The sequence below is a fragment of the Chryseobacterium sp. genome (assembly GCF_022712095.1).
In the GTDB taxonomy this organism is placed as follows: domain Bacteria; phylum Bacteroidota; class Bacteroidia; order Flavobacteriales; family Weeksellaceae; genus Chryseobacterium.
In genome coordinates this window covers 1-19,559 of the sequence record NZ_JALAHD010000113.1, presented here as the reverse complement: position 1 = coordinate 19,559, position 19,559 = coordinate 1, and the positions used below count along the sequence as shown (strand labels likewise).

At 34.9% G+C, this 19,559-nt stretch carries 18 protein-coding genes; 7 read left to right on the top strand and 11 right to left on the bottom strand.

The genetic code is table 11. The annotated features are described in order from the left end of the window. Window positions 1-17 precede the first annotated feature (17 nt). From Q0A18_RS05705 to Q0A18_RS05670, 8 genes are all read right to left on the bottom strand, one after another. The gene (locus Q0A18_RS05705) at window positions 18-2,456 is read right to left on the bottom strand and encodes a hypothetical protein (protein ID WP_292009210.1); all 2,439 of its coding nucleotides are present in this window, start codon (window positions 2,454-2,456) and stop codon (window positions 18-20) included. A 209-nt stretch (window positions 2,457-2,665) separates the two neighbouring features. After that, window positions 2,666-4,651 (bottom strand): urocanate hydratase, encoded by a 1,986-nt coding sequence (locus Q0A18_RS05700; RefSeq protein ID WP_292009209.1) that lies wholly within the window; start codon window positions 4,649-4,651, stop codon window positions 2,666-2,668. A 118-nt stretch (window positions 4,652-4,769) separates the two neighbouring features. Further along, window positions 4,770-4,910 carry a hypothetical protein gene (locus tag Q0A18_RS05695; RefSeq protein ID WP_292009213.1) on the bottom strand — a complete coding sequence of 47 codons (141 nt, stop codon included), beginning with the start codon at window positions 4,908-4,910 and terminating at the stop codon, window positions 4,770-4,772. Between the two features lie 56 nt (window positions 4,911-4,966). Continuing rightward, window positions 4,967-5,197: a DUF559 domain-containing protein gene (locus Q0A18_RS05690; protein ID WP_292009208.1), complete on the bottom strand. Its 231-nt coding sequence runs from the start codon at window positions 5,195-5,197 to the stop codon at window positions 4,967-4,969. A gap of 144 nt (window positions 5,198-5,341) precedes the next feature. Continuing rightward, a complete protein-coding gene (locus Q0A18_RS05685) occupies window positions 5,342-5,635 on the bottom strand; it encodes a hypothetical protein (RefSeq protein WP_292009207.1) in 294 nt (97 codons plus the stop codon). Between the two features lie 194 nt (window positions 5,636-5,829). Next, a complete protein-coding gene (locus tag Q0A18_RS05680) occupies window positions 5,830-6,573 on the bottom strand; it encodes an SMI1/KNR4 family protein (RefSeq protein WP_292009206.1) in 744 nt (247 codons plus the stop codon). 22 nt (window positions 6,574-6,595) lie between these two features. Next, a complete protein-coding gene (locus Q0A18_RS05675) occupies window positions 6,596-7,567 on the bottom strand; it encodes a D-glycerate dehydrogenase (RefSeq protein WP_292009205.1) in 972 nt (323 codons plus the stop codon). Between the two features lie 62 nt (window positions 7,568-7,629). Beyond that, window positions 7,630-8,280, bottom strand: a complete 651-nt coding sequence (locus tag Q0A18_RS05670) for a protein-L-isoaspartate(D-aspartate) O-methyltransferase (protein ID WP_292009212.1) — start codon at window positions 8,278-8,280, stop codon at window positions 7,630-7,632. Window positions 8,281-8,405: 125 nt separating this feature from the next. Here Q0A18_RS05670 and Q0A18_RS05665 point away from each other — a divergent pair, with 125 nt between their 5' ends. The 7 genes from Q0A18_RS05665 to Q0A18_RS05635 all read left to right on the top strand — a co-directional run bounded on the left by Q0A18_RS05665 (window position 8,406) and on the right by Q0A18_RS05635 (window position 15,198). Continuing rightward, entirely contained in the window at window positions 8,406-9,368 is a 963-nt protein-coding gene (locus Q0A18_RS05665; protein WP_292009204.1) for a Gfo/Idh/MocA family oxidoreductase, read from the top strand. A 244-nt stretch (window positions 9,369-9,612) separates the two neighbouring features. Further along, window positions 9,613-11,343, top strand: a complete 1,731-nt coding sequence (locus Q0A18_RS05660) for a cellulase family glycosylhydrolase (RefSeq protein WP_292009203.1) — start codon at window positions 9,613-9,615, stop codon at window positions 11,341-11,343. A 64-nt stretch (window positions 11,344-11,407) separates the two neighbouring features. Further along, window positions 11,408-12,295 (top strand): CGA/CIA family class A beta-lactamase, encoded by an 888-nt coding sequence (bla-A, locus tag Q0A18_RS05655; RefSeq protein ID WP_292009202.1) that lies wholly within the window; start codon window positions 11,408-11,410, stop codon window positions 12,293-12,295. After that, window positions 12,292-12,702: a hypothetical protein gene (locus tag Q0A18_RS05650; protein ID WP_292009201.1), complete on the top strand. Its 411-nt coding sequence runs from the start codon at window positions 12,292-12,294 to the stop codon at window positions 12,700-12,702. Before bla-A ends, Q0A18_RS05650 begins: the two co-directional genes overlap by 4 nt. A 5-nt stretch (window positions 12,703-12,707) precedes the next feature. Then, window positions 12,708-13,598: a 3-hydroxybutyryl-CoA dehydrogenase gene (locus tag Q0A18_RS05645; RefSeq protein WP_292009211.1), complete on the top strand. Its 891-nt coding sequence runs from the start codon at window positions 12,708-12,710 to the stop codon at window positions 13,596-13,598. 6 nt (window positions 13,599-13,604) lie between these two features. Continuing rightward, complete coding sequence (locus tag Q0A18_RS05640; protein WP_292009200.1) at window positions 13,605-14,921, top strand: hypothetical protein; 1,317 nt, start codon at window positions 13,605-13,607, stop codon at window positions 14,919-14,921. 37 nt (window positions 14,922-14,958) lie between these two features. Next, window positions 14,959-15,198: a hypothetical protein gene (locus Q0A18_RS05635; protein WP_002977986.1), complete on the top strand. Its 240-nt coding sequence runs from the start codon at window positions 14,959-14,961 to the stop codon at window positions 15,196-15,198. A gap of 45 nt (window positions 15,199-15,243) precedes the next feature. Here the strand turns inward: Q0A18_RS05635 and Q0A18_RS05630 are convergent, their stop codons facing one another. The 3 genes from Q0A18_RS05630 to dnaN form a co-directional block, all read right to left on the bottom strand. After that, on the bottom strand, window positions 15,244-15,657 hold the full coding sequence (locus Q0A18_RS05630; protein ID WP_292009199.1) for an META domain-containing protein: 414 nt from the start codon (window positions 15,655-15,657) through the stop codon (window positions 15,244-15,246). Window positions 15,658-15,805: 148 nt separating this feature from the next. Continuing rightward, complete coding sequence (gene pheT / locus Q0A18_RS05625) at window positions 15,806-18,208, bottom strand: phenylalanine--tRNA ligase subunit beta (protein WP_292009198.1); 2,403 nt, start codon at window positions 18,206-18,208, stop codon at window positions 15,806-15,808. A gap of 153 nt (window positions 18,209-18,361) precedes the next feature. After that, window positions 18,362-19,492, bottom strand: a complete 1,131-nt coding sequence (dnaN, locus tag Q0A18_RS05620; RefSeq protein ID WP_292009197.1) for a DNA polymerase III subunit beta — start codon at window positions 19,490-19,492, stop codon at window positions 18,362-18,364. Window positions 19,493-19,559 lie beyond the last annotated feature (67 nt).

The following is a 19,559-nucleotide window of genomic DNA, read 5'->3' as shown; positions in this document are numbered from 1 at the left end:
GTATGGTTTCATTTTTATTATTTTGTTAAGATTACTGTTACACTTTCTATACTTTCGTCCTGATCTACCCTTTTAATAGTTGAGAATCCCCTTTTACTCATCGTTTTATAGAAAGTAGTTGACTGAGTTGCTTTATATTTATCATACGATTCTTCTAAAACTCGATTAAATTGTTTATATCCTAAAGATTCTCCCTCTGGATAATCAGAAAGTACTTTCCATTCCACTTTTATCGTTTGTATTTTTTTTCCAAAATGATTAAAAGCCTCATCAGTAAATCTCTGCCCCAAACCTTTTACTCCATAAGTATTAAAATCAAACTCTAATTCACCCCCCCAAACCCTTGCGGAATTTTCCCAAACAAATCTCTCATCAGCTACTTTCCAAATAATTTCTCCTTCATATATCAAAATTCTATATTTCAATCCTTTATAATAGTGATAGATACTTTTGAGTAGCCCTGCTTTTTCAAAATCCGTGAGTGATTCTATAAATATTCCTTGTATAAAAGCTTCAACTTTTACTGGTGAAGAATAATAAACCCTACTTAAAAATGCACCTACTTGTGCTCCCGTTCCTGTCTTTACAAGCTGTTCCTTATAATAAACTTCATAAAGATTATCACCTGCTTTTCTTACAGAGATTCCTTTTTTAAATAAATTATTTACGACATATTCAAAATTGGCATTTGGTGCACAAAAAGCTTTTACCAGCTTCTTTAAAAGCCCATTCTTCTCACCAACCAATACTACTTCTTCTATCGCATTACTGGGATTTTTCAATCGATAGGCTTCCAGCTCGGTTACCAATTGATCTAACTGCTTCGTAAAAGTAAGATAATTTCCCTTTACATTTTTAAGATTCTTCACCTTTTCCAAAAGGGTTGGGCCATATGTTAAAATCCCATCCATCATAACAGTACTAAGGATTCCTGATCCTACTAAAGCATAGATTATATCCCAGTTTTCCACAAACCACCTTCCTTCCGGATATTCCGAAAGCCATTGTTTTACATCTTCATCCATTACAACCAGATCTGTACCTGCCAAACCTAGATCTGCGATAGCCAGTACAGAAAGATTTCCAGTAAGTCCCACTGTCATAAATCCTGCAATAATGGCAATAATATCTCCCCCAATACGAATGTTCTGCATTACAGTCTCCCATTCTTTCTCATCTGCAATCGCTTTTATAAATAAAGCCGTTACCAGATTAGCCTTTTCTTCACTTTTATCTACAAAATGAACTAAATGCATAGGATGGTACATATACCCTTTATCAATATCCTCTTCTATAATTTGGGTTTGTTCTACTGTACTTCCTCCCTTACCCAGCTCATCTGTTTCTTGATTCTCAATGATTTTCGTAACAGTTCTTTTCTGTTGCAGGAAGATAGAATCCTGATAATCGAAGTCCCAGTCGAAGCTCATAATTCCTTTAATTGCATTCAAAGTGCTGTTTAATTCCAGAATATGAGATTCTATAAAATATCCATCACCATTAATAAGATGATTCTCTGTAATCTTATTTTTAGAATTAGCATCTCTTTTAGCCAATTCATTAAGCACAGAAGTAAAAATAATACGGTTAGATATGGGCAGACCCAACACCTCAGAAGTACCATCCAGATTATCATAGATCTCTGTAAGCAGTTTTGGATTCGCCCAGAAATAATCTACTGCTTCCTGATACTTTCTGAACATTCCCATTACCTTAATCAGTAATGAACTCGTATCAGTTGTCCAGCTCAGCCAGCCTGTATCATCTTCTTTTGTAAGAATCATCAGGTGATTAACCACTATGTCTGTAGAAAGGTGAATATTCTTAATAAAACTGGCAGGCATATCTCCATACACTTTGTATAGATCTTGTGGATTTTTAGATTTTCTCAGGAAATCTGTATACTCTCCAATAAAAAATCTGGAAGCTTTCTGATCTGTTTCTACATTTCCATAGCCAAGATATAAAAGCAGATTTTTGTATTCTTCAAAAGAATGGGTTCTGAGTTCTATAGCATCCTCTCTTGTGTCTATATACCGGAATGTTAAAGCATAAGTGATTCTGTCATTTTCATCAAAAAAAAGTTCCATACGCGGTTTATCTGATCCTAAATGTTGAGAGACTTTTACAATCCCGTCTTTAAGATAAATCTTTGCAGAAACATCAATATGCTTCTCCCCATCCATGATATAAGTCTGCACTATACTCTGAAAATAGTCTTTAAATACATATTGCATTTGTTCTCCCCTTCCACCTCCGTAGTTGTATTTTATATCCCCAAGTAACTTAGTTAGGTTTATATACTCATCATCTTTAAATTCAGCTTCATTTGAATTGGGTATTCCCAATAGTTTCTGTAAAGGATTTATATCTCCTGTAAATCCCTGATTTACCTCTTTAAGGGACAGAATCTTAAAACCGGATAAATCCCAAAGTTCATCATCGTTTTTTTTCATTTTCTTTGTTTTTTAGTTGTTTTGTTTCATATCTGCTTCTGTTCTTTGTTGCTCTGATACAAATGTAAATGCGTATTACGACAAAACTCGTCGTGTTATAATTGAATCTATTATTTTTTTGAACTCTTTCTTTTTACAATGAGTTTCAAATAAAAAAACCTGCTTAATAGCAGGTTCTTCATTATCTATATTATCTATATTATTTAATTTTAAAACAAACTTTCATCCACAAAATTCGGAAGTGTTACCTTCAAATTCGGCTCTGTTTCCATTGCCCTTTTAATGGCAAAAATAGCCCCTTCATTCCGTGCCCAGCTTCTTCGGGAAATTCCGTTATTCACATCCCAGAACAGCATAGATTTCAATCTTCGGTCTGCTTCATCACTTCCATCCAGTAACATTCCGAAACCTCCGTTAATTACTTCTCCCCAGCCTACTCCGCCACCATTGTGGATCGATACCCATGTAGCACCACGGAAGCTGTCACCAATCACGTTCTGAATCGCCATATCGGCTGTAAAACGGGAACCATCATAAATATTGGAAGTTTCCCTGTAGGGTGAATCTGTTCCCGAAACATCGTGATGATCTCTTCCCAATACTACAGGTCCTATTTGTCCATTTTTAATAGCTTTATTGAAAGCCTCTGCAATCTTCATCCTTCCTTCCGCATCGGCATACAGGATTCTAGCCTGTGAACCTACTACTAATTTATTTTCCTGAGCTCCTTTAATCCACTGGATATTATCTTTCATCTGCTGCTGGATCTCTTCAGGAGAGTTCTGTTGAATCTCCTCTAAAACCTGACAGGCAATATCATCCGTTCTCTGTAAGTCTTCCGGTTTACCACTGGTACATACCCAACGGAAAGGTCCAAATCCATAATCAAAACACATCGGTCCCATAATATCCTGAACATAGCTCGGATATCTGAACTCTCTTCCCAGCTCCAGGTTTTCTGCCATTACATCAGCTCCTGCTCTTGAAGCTTCCAGTAAGAAAGCATTTCCGTAATCAAAGAAATAAGTTCCTTTTTCTGTATGTTTATTGATAGCTGCAGCATGTCTCCTTAAACTTTCCTGAACTTTATCTTTAAATAATTCCGGGTCTTCCGCCATCATTTTATTAGATTCCTCAAAACTCTGTCCTACCGGATAATATCCTCCAGCCCATGGATTATGAAGAGAAGTCTGATCCGATCCTATATCTATCCTTAAATTTTCCTGATCAAACTTTTCCCATACCTCAACCACATTTCCCAGATAAGCCAAAGACACCGTTTCTTTGTTTTCCTGAGCTTTCTTTACTCTCATCACTAATTCATCCAGATCTTCATGAATTTCATTCACCCATTTCTGGTCATGACGGATTTTAGTGATCTTCGGATTTACTTCTGCACAAACGGTAATACAACCTGCAATATTTCCTGCTTTCGGCTGTGCTCCGCTCATTCCGCCCAATCCGGAGGTTACAAATAAGCCCCCTTTAGAATCTTTATTTATTTTTCTGAAAGCATTCAATACCGTAATAGTTGTTCCATGGACAATTCCCTGAGGACCAATATACATATAACTTCCCGCTGTCATCTGCCCATATTGGGTTACTCCCAAAGCATTAAACTTCTCCCAGTCATCCGGCTTAGAATAATTAGGAATCATCATTCCATTAGTTACCACCACTCTCGGTGCATCCTTATGTGAAGGAAATAATCCCATCGGATGTCCGGAATACATTACTAAAGTCTGCTCATCCGTCATCTCCGATAAGTATTTCATTGTCAGAAGATACTGTGCCCAGTTTTGAAAAACAGCACCATTTCCTCCATAAGTAATCAGTTCGTGAGGATGTTGAGCCACCGCATAATCCAGATTATTCTGAATCATCAGCATAATTGCTTTAGCCTGCTGGGATTTTCCTGGATAATCAGTGATTGGTCTGGCTTTCATTTCATAATCCGGACGGAAACGATACATATAGATTCTGCCATATTTATCCAATTCCTCCTTAAATTCCGGTAGTAATTCAGCATGAAATTCAGAGCTGAAATATCTTAAAGCATTTTTTAAAGCCAATTTTTTCTCTTCCTCCCCTAATATCTCCTTACGCTTAGGCGCATGGTTAATATTAGTTTCATAAGGCTTAGGCTGTGGCAGCTGGTTAGGTATTCCCTGTTGTATCTGTTCCTGGAAAGTCATCTTTAAGTTTAGTTTTGAATATTTCTGGTTTTAAAGATATTCAAATTGGAAAATACAATGCAACAAAAAGGAAAAATTCCCATCTTCCGGAGAGGTGGATTCTCAAATTCAGGGAATTTTAGAAGACGGGGCCATAATTCGGAACAGTATAATCTTCAAGTTCTCTCATCACTACCGAAAGCGTATTTTTCACATCAAAATCAGTAATCCTGAAAACCATCAGCTCCAAAGATTTCAGATACTGATACTCCTGCCTGATTCCATCATATACCTCTTTTCCATTATGACTCGGTCCATCAACTTCAATGACCAGACCTAGCGTTTTTCATAAAAATCTACGATATAGTTGCCAATAATTCTCTGTCTGTCAAAATCAATTACATGAAATATTCTTGCACGAACCTGTTTCCAAAAGAGGACTTCGCTGAGGATTCCGGCTTTGCGTTTATTTCTTACGTAAATTTTAAGACTGGGGTTGTAGGGAAGATTTTCTACGAAGTTTCTATGAATGGGGATTCCGTGGATTTGGGTGAGGGTTTGTTTCATGTATGTTTTTAAGTTCTGGTTTTTCCACCCCAGCTTCTCTTTTCAACCGAAGCCTCCTCCAGAGGAGGGGAATTTTTATTCTTTTGAGGTTGGTAGATCCTCAAAAATAAAAACCTTACTGAGTGAGTAAGGTTTTCTATATTATTATTCTATTACATCTTCGTTTTCTTCCTCGTGGTCATCTTCATTATCACTGATACTCCAATAGTTATTTTCTTCATCTTCCGAGCCAATTTCCTCCATTACGTCATCATCTTCAGTTCCCGGAATATCCAATCCTTTGTCTATTTTATCGTCATCCTGATCTTCATCAAAAACAGGATTTCCATCTCCGTCTAAGCTTATGTGTTTTTCTTGGTTAAATAAATCTTCAGCGGGATTATAATCCATCTCTCTGAGTTTACGATCTTGTTCGTTGGTATTATCTTCAGATATCATAATTTAAGTATTTAATATTGAAAATTAAAGAACAAAAATAGTTCCAACATTGTATCTGAAAGGTCAAAAAATACTTATTAAACCAAGAATTTACCAGAACTTAAAAGCTCTGTTGGTCTTCTCTTCTTCATATAAAATTTCAATATTTGGGAACTTATTCTTTAATTCTCAAAGTATCTCTTTAAATGTCCTGTCTATTGATTGTTACTATCATCCTTTACTACAGGTACTACAGGCACGGAAAGTTCATGCTTAAAAGTTTTATTTAATCCATCAAAACCAATTTCCGATTGTAACAGGCTTCTTAATTCTTCATAGCTTATTAAACCTATTTCTTCTCTTTCACCAAACAAACCTTTCGAGGAAAATGTACGAAGCTCCCTGCTATAAATTTCCTCAATTATTTTTAACCGGGTATCGGATATATACTTTTTATGGGTCTTTAACATATTAACCGTATTTTCTTTAAAACTTCCCTCCATAATAACGTCACCTCCTTCAATGTCTACAACCATTTCCAAGAGCTCCCGGAATATAAAATCCTGAAAGCTTCGGGACTTTATATCTGCATTATTTGAATCATACCACATAAAAACAACCGGAACCTGCCCCTTATATTCTTCACTGTACAAAAAGCAATACAGATCTCCCGTTCCATTTTGTGCAAAGGGGATTAATTGATATTCGGGATGTATTCTTCGATAATCTTTAAAATCTACGAAGGACTCCATTTCCATAATAATCTGATCAAAAGATAGAATCTCAAAATCTTCTGCAAAGAATAAGAACGGAGGATTCTTCTTTATTTCACAATAAGTTTCCTTATAACCATCAGAACCGAATTCTCCCCAATCCAGAAACTGATCCCGGTACATTTTTTTATACAATTCAGGATAAGAAAATTGAAATTTTTTCTCAATTTTTTCCAGTACATTCATTACTATCCCTTGCCTGGTGGGTTTATTGATATATCTCAGGATTAGCACAATGCGGCATCTTCTCTCCTTTTGAAAAAGCGATGATATTTTCAGCTGCCAGCCTTGACATTCCGCTTCTGGCTTCTATAGTAGCTGATCCTATGTGAGGTAATACACATACTTTTGAAAGCTTTAAAATAGGATCATCCTGTGACATCGGTTCGGGATTGGTAACATCTAAACCGGCACCCCAGATCGTCTCAGATACAAGAGCATTATACAAATCGGACTGATTATGAAATCCTCCTCTTGCCGTATTGATGAAGATGGCAGTAGATTTCATTTTTTCAAAAACAGACTGATTAAAAAGATGGGCATGTTCGGGAATAAAATTAGCATGAACACTCAGCACGTCAGATTGTATAATCAGCTCTTCAAAGGAAACATATTGTGCATACAATTCTTTTTCTGCCTGCTCATTTTTATTTCGGTTATGATAAATAATCTTCATATCAAAAGCTCTCTGAGCACTTTCAGCCATTTTAAAACCTATTCTTCCCAACCCGAAGATTCCCAAAGTTTTCCCATACAATTCCTGACCCAGTCCTTCTAACGGATCAAAAACACCCCAATTTCCCTCTTTTACTTTCTGAAAATTATAGCTTGCTCTTCTCGCAACTGACTGCATTAATAGAAAAGCTGTATCAGCAGTAGCTTTACTAAGTACATCCGGTGTATTTCCAACCGGAATTTTACGGACATTAGCTTCCTTAATATCTACATGATCAAAACCTACAGAAAATAAAGCAATGGCTTTAATATTCGGGCACTGATCAAAAAAGTTCTTATCAAATTTATTATTGCCTACATTCAGAATAGCATCTGCGTTTTTGCAGTAATCCAGCCATTCATCTTGTGAGAGATTATCATTTTCAGGTATAACTACATTGAATCCGGCTTCTTTAAGCATAGTAATGCCTATTTCGGGAATTCTTTTATTAACAAATACGTTCATTGGGCTTTGTGATTATTAAGTATTTATAATTATTGAAGGAAATTTCTCTTTTCCAATACAATTTACTGATTGGTATTGTTCAGCATGGGAACAAATTTATAAGCTCCGAACTCTTCTTTTTCAAATTCAGTTAAGGAAACTTTAGTAAATCTGTAAAGTACCTGTTCATCAGTAGGACCTAAAGGAATCACCATCTTCCCTCCTACTTTTAACTGCTTGAGAAGTTCTGTGGGTAAAACAGAAGCTCCGCATGTGACGATAATTTTATCAAATGGTGCAAAAGTCGGTAAACCCGCAAACCCGTCTCCAAAGCTTTGGAATTTTGGATTTAAATGTAATTCTCTAAATTTTTTTTTAGAGAAATCAAAGAGGTCTTTCTGGCGTTCTACAGTATATACCAGGCCCTTCATTGCCAATAAAACGGCGGTCTGATAACCACAGCCTGTTCCTATTTCCAATATTTTTTCTCCCGGTTTCACCTGCAATAGTTCGGATTGTTCCGCTACTGTAGAAGGGTGAGAGATAGTCTGATGAGCTAATATGGGAAATGCACGATCTTCATAAGCAAAATCCTCAAAAATACTTTCAATAAATAAATGTCTGGGAACTTCACTCATTGCTTTCAGCACATTTTCATCCGATATCCCGATCTTATGCCGTAGATATTCGACTAAAATCTTTCTTTTTCCTTTATGTACAAATGAATCCTGCATTCCACAAAAATAGGGATTAGATTCCAGATTCGGTAGTCCCGATATGAGATTTTTCATTGGAAAAGCCTTACAGGTGATAGATAAAATCTCATGTCTAATTTATATCTTTACAAAAATTTAATCTTATGTTGAAAACAGGTTTGGTAGGAGCCGGACATCTGGGGAAAATACATTTAAAACTTCTTAACCAATCAGAAAAATATGAACTGATCGGATTTCATGATAAAGATGTTGAAAACGGAAAAAAACTGGAAGCCGAATTCGGATATCCTTATTTTGAAAATCTTGATGATTTATTAAATCAGATTGATGTTCTGGATATTGTAACTCCTACTCTTTATCATTATGATTATGCTTTAAAAGCTATTGATAAAGGTCTTCATTTTTTCATTGAAAAACCTGTTACCCAAACTCTTGAACAGGCTGAAGAAATTTTGTCCAAATGTCAGGAATATAAGATTAAAGCACAGGTAGGACATGTTGAAAGATATAATCCTGCATTTATTGCCACTAAAGAATACATTCAGAATCCAATGTTCATTGAGATTCACAGATTAGCAGAATTCAATCCTCGTGGAACCGATGTTTCCGTAGTATTGGATTTGATGATCCATGATCTCGACATTTTATTGAGTATGGTAAAATCTAAAGTGAAGGATATTCATGCCAGCGGTGTTTGTGTAGTGAGCAAAACTCCGGATATAGCCAACGCCAGGATTGAATTTGAAAACGGTTGTGTGGCCAATCTTACGACTTCCAGAATTTCCATGAAGGCTATGAGAAAAAGCCGTTTCTTTCAAAAAGATGCCTATATCTCGGTTGACTTTTTAGAGAAAAAAGCGGAAGTGATCAGAATGAAAGATGCACCTGAAAACCCAACTCCTTTTGATATGATTATTGAAAATGCGGAAGGAGAGAAAAATCAGATCTTATTTGAATATCCTAATATACAGCCTAATAATGCTATTCTGGATGAATTGAATTCTTTTGCTGATTCTATTACGGAAAATAAGAAGGTAGAAGTTTCTCTGGCTGATGGTACGGAAGCTTTGAAAGTGGCTTTGAAGATTATGAAGTTGATTAGCTAATATTTTCTCTCTCGCAGATTTTGTGGATTCAGCAGATTTTTTTTAATGCTTATGTAGCAATTTAGCCACATAATCTATCAAAGGTAAATAATCTATATTAGAGATTATGAGTAATTTCTCCTTATTAAATAGTGTATTTAATAAGGAAGATTAAATCTTATTTCATAATTTTGAATATATTTGTTATTCTATTAAAATTTTCAATACTAAAAAACAATCCCTAATATTTTAAAAATCTAAAACTATGAAAAGAGTCATCCTACTATCCGCTTTTTTATTGTCTCAATTTGGGACATCACAATTATTAAAGACTGATGGTAAAAAAATTGTCAATGATAAAGGTGAAAATATCCAGTTGAGAGGTCTTGGTCTTGGAGGATGGATGCTCCAGGAAGGTTATATGCTTAAAACTGCCGATTTTGCCGGCCCGCAATATAAAATCAAGGAAAAAATATCAGAACTGGTAGGTGAAGACGGAATGAATGATTTTTATAAAGCTTATTTAAAAAACGGAATTACCAAGGAGGATATTGATTTTTTAGCTAAGTCCGGTTTTAACTCCATCAGGCTCCCAATGCATTATAATCTTTATACATTACCCATTGAGAAAGAACCTGTAAAAGGAAAAAATACGTGGTTGGAAGAAGGTTTCAAAATGACTGACGATTTATTGAAGTGGTGTGCTGATAATAAAATATATCTGATTCTGGATCTTCATGCTGCTCCGGGAGGCCAGGGAAATGATGTGAATATTTCTGACAACGATAAATCCAAACCTTCTCTGTGGGAAAGTGAAGAAAATCAGAAGAAAACTATAGAACTTTGGAAAAAACTGGCAGAAAGATATAAAGATGAGCCGTGGATCGGTGGATATGATCTAATTAATGAGCCTAATATCAATTTCACAGGCAAGAATCCCAACGGAACGGATGAAATGTCTAATGCCCCTCTTTGGAAGTTGCAGCGAGAAATCACGGAAGCCATCCGTACAATAGATAAGAAACATATCATCTTCCTTGAAGGAAACGGATGGGGAAATAACTATAACGGATTGACTCCGATCTGGGATGATAATATGGTTTTCAGTTTTCATAAATACTGGACCAATAATGATGATAAAGCATTAGAGGGAATCATGGAGCTCAGGGATAAGCATAATATGCCGATCTGGCTGGGCGAAACAGGAGAGAACTCCAATGTCTGGTTTACAGAACTTATTCAGCTCCTAGATAAGCATAATATCGGATACGCATTCTGGCCTATGAAGAAAATTGATAATACAGCAGGCATCACCAATGTAAAAATAACTCCGGAATATCAGAAACTATTGGATTATTGGACGAATGGCGGAGAAAAACCATCCAGAGATTATGCTTACAAAGCATTAATGAAAATTGCTGATAACTATAAGTTCAGGAATGTCGAAATCAAAAAGGATGTTATCGATGCTATGTTCAGACAGGTCAATGAATCCTCCACCCTTCCTTTTAAAAACCTTCAGGTTCCGGGAAGAATTTTTGCCACAGAATATGATCTTGGAAGAATAGGTTCTGCCTATAAGGATAATGATTTTATTAACCTTTGGGTAAGTGACCCTAAGAAAAGATCCGAATGGAATTCCGGACATCAGATGAGAAATGACGGTGTGGATATCTATGTATGTAAAGATAAGGATACGAATCAATATTACGTAGGAAAAACAGAAACGGGAGAATGGATGCAATATACCCTGCAAAGTAAATCTGATAAAAGTTATACGGTTAACATCCGCTATGCAAGTGAAAAAGGTGGGTCTATCAAAATAGTTGATCCTTCAGGAAAACAGCTGATGAGTATTTCATTGCCATCCACAGGAGGTTCTGAAAACTGGAAAACCTTCACAGCAAAAGGGCTTATACTCAAAAAAGGAGAAAATAAAATCAGGATCGCCTTTGAAAATGATGGTGTCAACCTGAATTATTTTGAATTAAAATAATAATTATCTTAAATTGCAAATCCCTTTTAGAATCTAAAAGGGATTTAATTTTAACACTGAATCTATGAAAAATTTAACATTCCTTTTTATTTGCATTTCTGCATTTGCATTTTCCCAGCAATCAGTTCTGAAACAAGAGATTGAATCCATTATTAAAGAAAAAAATGCTACGGTAGGAGTTTCCGTATCAGAGATTGAAAAGAATTCAAAATTTGATATCAATGGAGAAAAAAAGCTGCCTATGCAAAGTGTATTTAAGTTTCACATTGCTGCTGCTGTTCTGGACCTTGTAGATAAAGGAAAGTTTTCTCTGGATCAAAAAGTAATCGTAAAGAAATCTGATCTTTTAGAAAATACCTGGTCACCACTTCGAGAAAAATATCCCAATGGAGGAGTATGGCTTTCTTTGGATGAGATTATCAAATATACCGTTGCCCAAAGTGACAATAATGGATGTGACATTCTTTTAAGACTGATTGGCGGAACAGAAAACGTTCAAAAATTTATGGAATCGAAAAGAATTAAAGGTTTTCAGATTAAATTCAATGAAGAAGAAATGCATAAAGACTGGAACGCTCAATATGAAAACTACAGTACCACAAATTCTATCACAGATGTATTAAAGAAGTTCTATAAAGGTAAGCTACTTTCAAAAAAATCAACTGATTTTCTTATGAACACTATGTTAGGAACGACGACAGGGGCTAATAAATTGGTAGAACAGCTTCCTAAAAACACTCCTGTTGCTCATAAAACAGGTGCTTCAGGTAAAAATAAAGATGGTTTAACGGGTGCTGAAAATGATATGGGAATCGTAACTTTACCCAATGGAAAGCATTATGCTATTGCAGTATTTGTCAGTAATTCCATGGAAACGGAAGCGGTAAACTGCAAGATCATTTCGGATGTTTCCAAAGTGGTATGGGACTATTTTAATATTCAGTCAAAATGAAAAAAATAATATTACTTACAGGTATATTTTATTTTACCTCTTTTTATTCACAAAAGAATCAAAACTATGTACAGATTGGTTATGCCAGTATTTGCTGCGGAACACCTTCTGAAAGCCCGGTTATTAATTATGTGAAACAATTTCAAAAGAAAAACAAGCTTCAGAATCCTGAAATGTATATTGAACCCGGATTAGGAAAAGAAGGCGAATTCAGTCTCTATATCGGGATTGATAATCTTTCTAAAAATCAAAAAGACACTTTTACAAAAGGGCTCCAATCCGTTATTTCATCACAAAATAATATGAGAAAAAAGAACCGTGATGGGTTTGTAAATTTTGATGAAACCAATATAGCTATCAAAGAAGATTTATTAAATAAAAAATTAACTATCTATAAAAATAAGTAAAAATGATCAAAAACATTGTAGTAATCGGAGCGGGAACTATGGGAAACGGAATTGCACATACTTTTGCGCAAAGTGGTTTTAAAGTTAATTTAGTGGATGTATCCCAGGATGCATTGGACAGAGGACTGAAAACCATTACTACCAACCTTGACAGAATAATTGCAAAGGGAAACCTTACTGAGGAACAAAAAGCAGAAACCTTAGGAAACATTACCACTTTCACTGAGCTGAAAAATGCAGTAGAAAGTGCTGATCTCATTGTAGAAGCAGCTACGGAAAATCAGGATCTTAAGCTTAAAATATTTGGTCAGATGGATGAGTTTGCTCCTGAAAACTGCATTTTGGCCACTAATACTTCTTCAATTTCTATTACAAAGATTGCTGCAGCCACCCAAAGACCTGAAAAAGTAATCGGAATGCATTTTATGAATCCGGTTCCTATTATGAAGCTTGTAGAAATCATCAAAGGTTACTCTACTTCTAAAGAAACATTTGATCTGATTTATGAAATGAGTAAAACCTTGGGTAAAGTTCCTGTAGAAGTGAATGATTATCCCGGATTTGTAGCTAACAGAATATTAATGCCGATGATCAATGAATCTATCGAAACTCTTTATAATGGTGTAGCGGGTGTTGAAGAAATCGATACGGTAATGAAATTGGGAATGGCACATCCAATGGGACCACTTCAGCTTGCTGATTTTATTGGTTTAGATGTATGTTTAGCCATTCTGAATGTGATGTATGATGGATTCAAAAATCCTAAATATGCTCCTAATCCATTATTAGTAAATATGGTAATGGCAGGAAAATTAGGAGTAAAATCAGGAGAAGGATTCTATGACTATTCTGAAAGCAAGAAAGCTGAAAAGGTTTCAAAAATGTTTTCGAAATAATTTTTCATGAGAAAAAAAGAAAAATACATTCAAATATTATTGGTCATCATTACTTTATTGATGACCATTTTACGTTTTTTACTGAATGAGAAAGGAAGAGTAAGCCCCGACTCCATACGTTATATGAGGTTTGCTCATGGATTACCCGAAATAGACAACACGACTACTCCGCTGGGCTATCCGGCAGCCATTAAATTCTTTACGTTTTTCGGGCCTGACGAGTTCTGGAGCAGTAAGATCATCGGGATTCTGGCTTTCTTATTTATTATCTATTTTGCATGGAAAAAAAATTTCTATCTGAGGGAAAGTATTGTCCTCAGTGCTTTATTCAGTTTTCTTTCCATCTATTCTTATACGATGAGCGAAGCCTTTATTCTCCCGTTTGTCATGATTTTTTTATATATAGCCCAATTAATTATTTCCGGAAAACTGGAAAAAGGAAAAGCTGTTTTCTATTTATCTTTAAGCTTAATAATTCTTTATAATATCAGATACAGTGCTTTATTTATTATTGGAGGAACGGGACTTTATGGCCTTTTTATATGGAAAAGAAAATACGCCCCTACTTTCATTATTTCAGGAGCAATGGGATTTGTATTTGTAGTTCTTTATAAATTATTGTTTATAGATTATTTTAATAAAAATTACATTCAGACCTTTTTAGAAATTGGGCTTCATCCTACTTCTAAATTATTGGTAGAATTATTCCAGGGATTATGTACCACATTCAACCCTTTTGTGCATATAGCTAATCCTTCCGGTGGAGTTGTCAATTACGGAATTTATGGAATAGGATTTCTAAATATCTGTCTGATAATTTTCTTATTTGTAAGAAAAAAGCTTTCCAATACTGAATTTTTCTTTGTATTCATAGGAGTTTCAGGAATTATCTGTTCTTTTTTTATTCAATATTTTTATTCGGTTAATGAGATCGATTACCGTTTACTGGCACCTTTCAGTTTTCCGATCTGGCTGGTCTATTTCAGAAAGCTATTTCAGTTGTTTGATATAAAAGTGTACGCAATTGGTATTTTAAGTATTATGTCCGGGGCAGTATTTACTTGGCTTTCAAAAGGAAATTATCTTGAAAACAGAAAGGAAATGACAGCGTTTTTACAATCTGAAAACCTTGACAAAGTTCCTTTAAAATTTTATCTGGAGTCTGAAGGGGATTTGGAAAAAATCCAGATTGCAGAGCTTATCAGTACAATAAATCCACAAATAAAAGTAACTTTTACGCCTAAAGATAGCTTACAAAAAACCACGCTCACCAGATATAAAGTTTTACAAAAAATTAAAATCGACAAGAATAAATATCAATAATTTTATTTATCTTTGAGAAAGTTTAAACATTAAAAAAATGAAGTTACCAAAGTTTTTATTAGCGGATAATTCGGAGTTCCCAGAAGATTTATTCGTAGTTCATACAGAATATCCAAGGTTTATTCTTAATGTAGAGGAAGAAGAAGTAGAATGGTTAGATGACTTGGAAGGAGACGACGAAGAAACTATGGCAGACGAGGCTACTAAAGTAGTAGAAGCTGCTTTTAAATGGTGTGATGAAGAGTTGGCTAAATATGACGAAGAAGAGGAAGATTAAAAAACAAAACATAAAAAAGGAACTCAGCTGAGTTCCTTTATTTTTTTATTGAGCTTTATTAAATTTCAATAATAAAAGATTGTCTTTATACAATTCCAGAGTTGAACCTACTACAACATATTTATTTGCTTTCTGCATCATATCCATAAAGTTCTGCTCAACGCTCATATTATCACACATCATTCTTGTAGACCCCATCTGCCCCGCAGAAAAATTACCGGTAGAAGCATCCATGGTTAATGTTCCAAAGTAATTATTACATCCTGCATTTCCACTCACTTTCTCTCCATCTATATTGAGGGTAGGAACTTTTCCTTTAACATTGTCTGCTAATGTCCATTTAGTGTTAGCCAACGAAGGCTGAGCTTTTCCTAATTTTGAAGAAGAGGAGCTGGACATTCTCGATCCACATGACGCCAAAACAGCTGCTGCGCACATGCTTAAAAAAAGATTTTTCATTTTTATTCTCTTTAACTTATAACCAAAGTTAAGAAATTTATATGATTCTCTCTCCCATAAAACATTAGGATTTTATTAGATTCTGATTATATAAAATAACCTCTTACAGATAAGAGGTTATTTTTATTATTTATCAATATTATTTCAATTATGATCTTAATTCTGCATTAAATTCTTTCTGAAATGATTTTACCAAAGAATCCATTACTTCAGAAATTTCTTTTTCTTCTAAAGTTTTCTCTTCGTTCAGAAGTTCAAAGCTCATTGCATAAGACTTTTTACCTTCAGGCAGGTTTTTACCTTCATATACATCGAATAAATTAATATTCTTCAGATAGGGAGATTTGTTTTTTCTTGCCGTCTGGTAAAGATCCTGATAAGAAATATTTTTATCGATCAATAAAGCAAGATCTCTTCTTATCTTATTGAATTTAGGAATATCACGGAATTTAAGAGGTTCATTGGAACGCAGCTCGTGTGCCAGTTCAAGCTCGATCTCTGCATAGAAACATTCCTGATCGATATCAAAGTCTTTCAGCATTGCAGGGGAAACTTTTCCTATTCTTACAAGGGTTTTGCCATCCACCTCATAAGCTAAAGCATCAGAAAATCGTTCATCTGCCAAAGCCACTTCTTTATACTTTAAGGATAATCTTTCCAATAATACCTTCACATATGCCTTAAGATTATAGAAGTTGGTAACCGACTTCTGCTGAAGCCAGTTTTCAGCAAGATCTCTTCCTGAAATCAGAATAGCCAACTGTTTTCTTTCTTCATAACTATCTCTTTTGTGATAGATCTTTCCAAATTCAAAGAACTTGATATCCTGGTTCTTTCTGTTGATATTATAAATAGCATTCTGAAGAAGCCCTTCCATTAAAGACTTTCTCATAAAAGCTAAATCATTACTCAATGGATTTAAAAGTTTTACCGCGTCAGTTTCATCTTTTACAGAAGTCAAGGAATTATTCATTACTTCATAGAACCCTAAGCTCTGTAAACTTCTTGCCCAGCTGTTTTCCAGCTCATCCTGATCATTAGAACTTAATCTAACGGGGGTAAAAGCGATCTTCTGAGGAGAATCGATTTTATTATATCCGTAGATTCTCAGAATTTCTTCAATAACATCGATTTCTCTTGTTACATCTGCTCTGTATGCAGGAACAGAAATTTCAAATCCATTCTGGATTTCATTCAATACCTGAATATCGAGAGCTTTTAAAATTTCTTTTACTTTTTCTCTATGGATTTTTGTTCCTAAAATCTGTTCAATTTTAGAGAATCTCAATATTACATAGCTATCCTCAATCTTCTTCGGATATTCTTCCAACAATTCTCCTACTAACTTTCCTCCCGCCAATTCCTGAATCATTTTAATAGCATGAGTAATTGCTGTTCTTGTAATATTAGGGTCTATTCCTCTTTCAAACCTGAAAGAAGCATCTGTATTCAATCCATGGAATTTAGCTGCTTTTCTTATTGCTATTGGATTAAAATAAGCACTTTCAAGGAAGATGGTTTTAGTATCTGCAGAAACCCCGGAATTAATTCCTCCGAAAACTCCGGCAATACACATCGGATGATCTTTACCATCTTTGATCATGATTTCCGAACCATTTAAAGTTCTTTCTACATTATCAAGTGTTATAAACTTAGTACCAGCTTTTACAGTTCCTACTTTCACTTTTTTATCTGCAATCTTATCAGCATCAAAAGCATGAAGAGGCTGTCCAAGTCCGTGAAGGATATAATTAGTAATATCCACTACATTATTGATCGGTCCTAATCCTATTGCTTTCAATCTGTCTTTTAGCCAAACGGGAGATTCTTCTACTTTTACATCTTCAATGATGGCTCCAATATATCTTGGGATCAATTCAGAATCTTCAACTTCTAAAGAGAACTCATGAGATCCTTCATTCTCCAAAGCTTCAGACGAAATTTTCTCAAACTGAGATTTTTGCTGATTAGTAGAAAGAAAGGCATATAAATCTCGCGCTACTCCATAATGTGACATCGCATCAGTTCTGTTAGGAGTCAATCCTATTTCAAAAACCTCATCATTTGTCAATTCAAAATAATCTGCAAAATTCTTTCCAACTTCAAATTTAGCTTCATCCAAAACCATAATACCTCCATGATCTTCACTTAGTCCTAATTCATCCTCGGCACAGATCATTCCCTGAGAAACCTCTCCTCTGATTTTTGCTTCTTTAATTTCAAAAAAGTTTCCGGTCTTATCATAAATTTTAGTTCCTACCACTGCTACCGGAACTGTCTGTCCTGCTTCTACATTCGGAGCTCCGCAAACAATGTCCAACACCTTCCCATTCCCAACATCTACAGTAGTTTTCTTTAATTTATCAGCATTAGGATGCTTTTCGCATGTAAGCACTTTTCCGACAACAATTCCCTCCAAACTCCCTTTTATGCTTTCAAATTTATCTATTCCTTCTACTTCAAGGCCTATATCTGTAAGAAATTCGCCGATTCTCTCAGTTTTCAATTCTGTACTTATATAATCCTTCAACCAATTTTTTGATATTTTCATGTTTTTATTTTGAAAATTTTACTGAATTTTTGCGTTTACAAATGTCGTGTTTTTTTAAGAGATAGAGAAATTTTTAGGTTCTGAAAGTCCCCAAAAAAAGAAAAAAGGAAGTCTTAAAAATAAAACCTCCTTTCTCTATATCCTGATTGAATGTTATAATCCGATCACCGGCATTGATAACATTAAAATATTTTCTTCTTCTTCAAGACCATCAAGAGGTTCTATAATGCCGGGTCTGTTTGGCTGAGACATTTTCATTGTAATATCATCAGAACCAAGAATTGTCAGCATTTCAGTTAAAAACTTAGAACTAAACCCGATATTAATATCTTCCCCATTATAGTCACATGGAATCTGCATATCTGCTTTGTTTGCATATTCTGTATCTTCAGCATGAAGGTGAAGAATATTAGCAGACAACTTAAATCTCACCTGATTGGTAGATTTATTAGACATGATAGACGCTCTTTTAATTGCACTTAACAATAAGTTTCTGTTAATTGTCAATACATTTGGATTTTCCTTTGGAATTACCGCAGTGTAATTAGGATATTTTCCATCGATAAGTCTACAGATCCAGATATGGTTACCAAAAGTAAATTTAGCCATGTTCTCATTGAAGTCAATCGTAACATCATCATTAGAACTTGCCAAGATATTTTTGAAGATATTTAAAGGTTTTTTAGGCATGATAAATTCCATTGGCTCGGCATTCATCAGGTCTGTTCTTTTATACACTACCAATCTGTGGGAGTCTGTAGAAACAAAATTAGTTTCATTTTCTCCAAACTGGAAAAGAACTCCTGTCATGACCGGACGTAGAGAATCATTACTTGTAGCAAAAAGAGTGTTGGTTAACGCCTCGGATAAAACTCCAGCAGGCATTGTTACACTTTGAGAAGCATCAAACTCCGGAAGTTCCGGATAATCATCCGCATTGTCCAAAGCTACGGCGAAATTATCTTTCTCATCTAATATTTCAAGCTGGCTTCCTGTTCCTTCTTCGTTATCTTTTACAGATAATGTAAGAGGCTGTTCTCCATATGTTTTTATAAAATCCTGAAAAATTTTTGCGGGAACAGCAAACTTACCTGAATCATCAGATTTTCCTTCCAAAGAGGTTACCAAAGTTGTTTCACCGTCAGAGGCTGTAATGGTAACATTATTTCCATTTAACTCAAAAAGATAATTTTCTAAAATTGGTCTGGACTGAGAGCTTGATATTACCCCACTTACAGTTTGTAATGCCTTTTGCAATTCACCACTTGAAACAATAAATTTCATAGATTTAAAATATATTTCTACAAATATAATAAATAGAAAACAGATTAAAAAAAATAATACTGAGAGT

Excerpts from the sequence above, each read along its gene's own strand:
- Q0A18_RS05690 (WP_292009208.1), bottom strand. The coding sequence starts at position 5,197 with ATGAAACAAACCCTCACCCAAATCCACGGAATCCCCATTCATAGAAAC.
- Q0A18_RS05685 (WP_292009207.1), bottom strand. The coding sequence starts at position 5,635 with ATGATATCTGAAGATAATACCAACGAACAAGATCGTAAACTCAGAGAG.
- Q0A18_RS05630 (WP_292009199.1), bottom strand. The coding sequence starts at position 15,657 with ATGAAAAATCTTTTTTTAAGCATGTGCGCAGCAGCTGTTTTGGCGTCA.
- Q0A18_RS05680 (WP_292009206.1), bottom strand. The coding sequence starts at position 6,573 with ATGAATGTACTGGAAAAAATTGAGAAAAAATTTCAATTTTCTTATCCT.
- Q0A18_RS05675 (WP_292009205.1), bottom strand. The coding sequence starts at position 7,567 with ATGAACGTATTTGTTAATAAAAGAATTCCCGAAATAGGCATTACTATG.
- Q0A18_RS05635 (WP_002977986.1), top strand. The coding sequence starts at position 14,959 with ATGAAGTTACCAAAGTTTTTATTAGCGGATAATTCGGAGTTCCCAGAA.
- Q0A18_RS05640 (WP_292009200.1), top strand. The coding sequence starts at position 13,605 with ATGAGAAAAAAAGAAAAATACATTCAAATATTATTGGTCATCATTACT.
- Q0A18_RS05665 (WP_292009204.1), top strand. The coding sequence starts at position 8,406 with ATGTTGAAAACAGGTTTGGTAGGAGCCGGACATCTGGGGAAAATACAT.
- Q0A18_RS05705 (WP_292009210.1), bottom strand. The coding sequence starts at position 2,456 with ATGAAAAAAAACGATGATGAACTTTGGGATTTATCCGGTTTTAAGATT.
- bla-A (WP_292009202.1), top strand. The coding sequence starts at position 11,408 with ATGAAAAATTTAACATTCCTTTTTATTTGCATTTCTGCATTTGCATTT.
- Q0A18_RS05660 (WP_292009203.1), top strand. The coding sequence starts at position 9,613 with ATGAAAAGAGTCATCCTACTATCCGCTTTTTTATTGTCTCAATTTGGG.
- pheT (WP_292009198.1), bottom strand. The coding sequence starts at position 18,208 with ATGAAAATATCAAAAAATTGGTTGAAGGATTATATAAGTACAGAATTG.
- dnaN (WP_292009197.1), bottom strand. The coding sequence starts at position 19,492 with ATGAAATTTATTGTTTCAAGTGGTGAATTGCAAAAGGCATTACAAACT.
- Q0A18_RS05650 (WP_292009201.1), top strand. The coding sequence starts at position 12,292 with ATGAAAAAAATAATATTACTTACAGGTATATTTTATTTTACCTCTTTT.
- Q0A18_RS05670 (WP_292009212.1), bottom strand. The coding sequence starts at position 8,280 with ATGCAGGATTCATTTGTACATAAAGGAAAAAGAAAGATTTTAGTCGAA.
- Q0A18_RS05700 (WP_292009209.1), bottom strand. The coding sequence starts at position 4,651 with ATGACTTTCCAGGAACAGATACAACAGGGAATACCTAACCAGCTGCCA.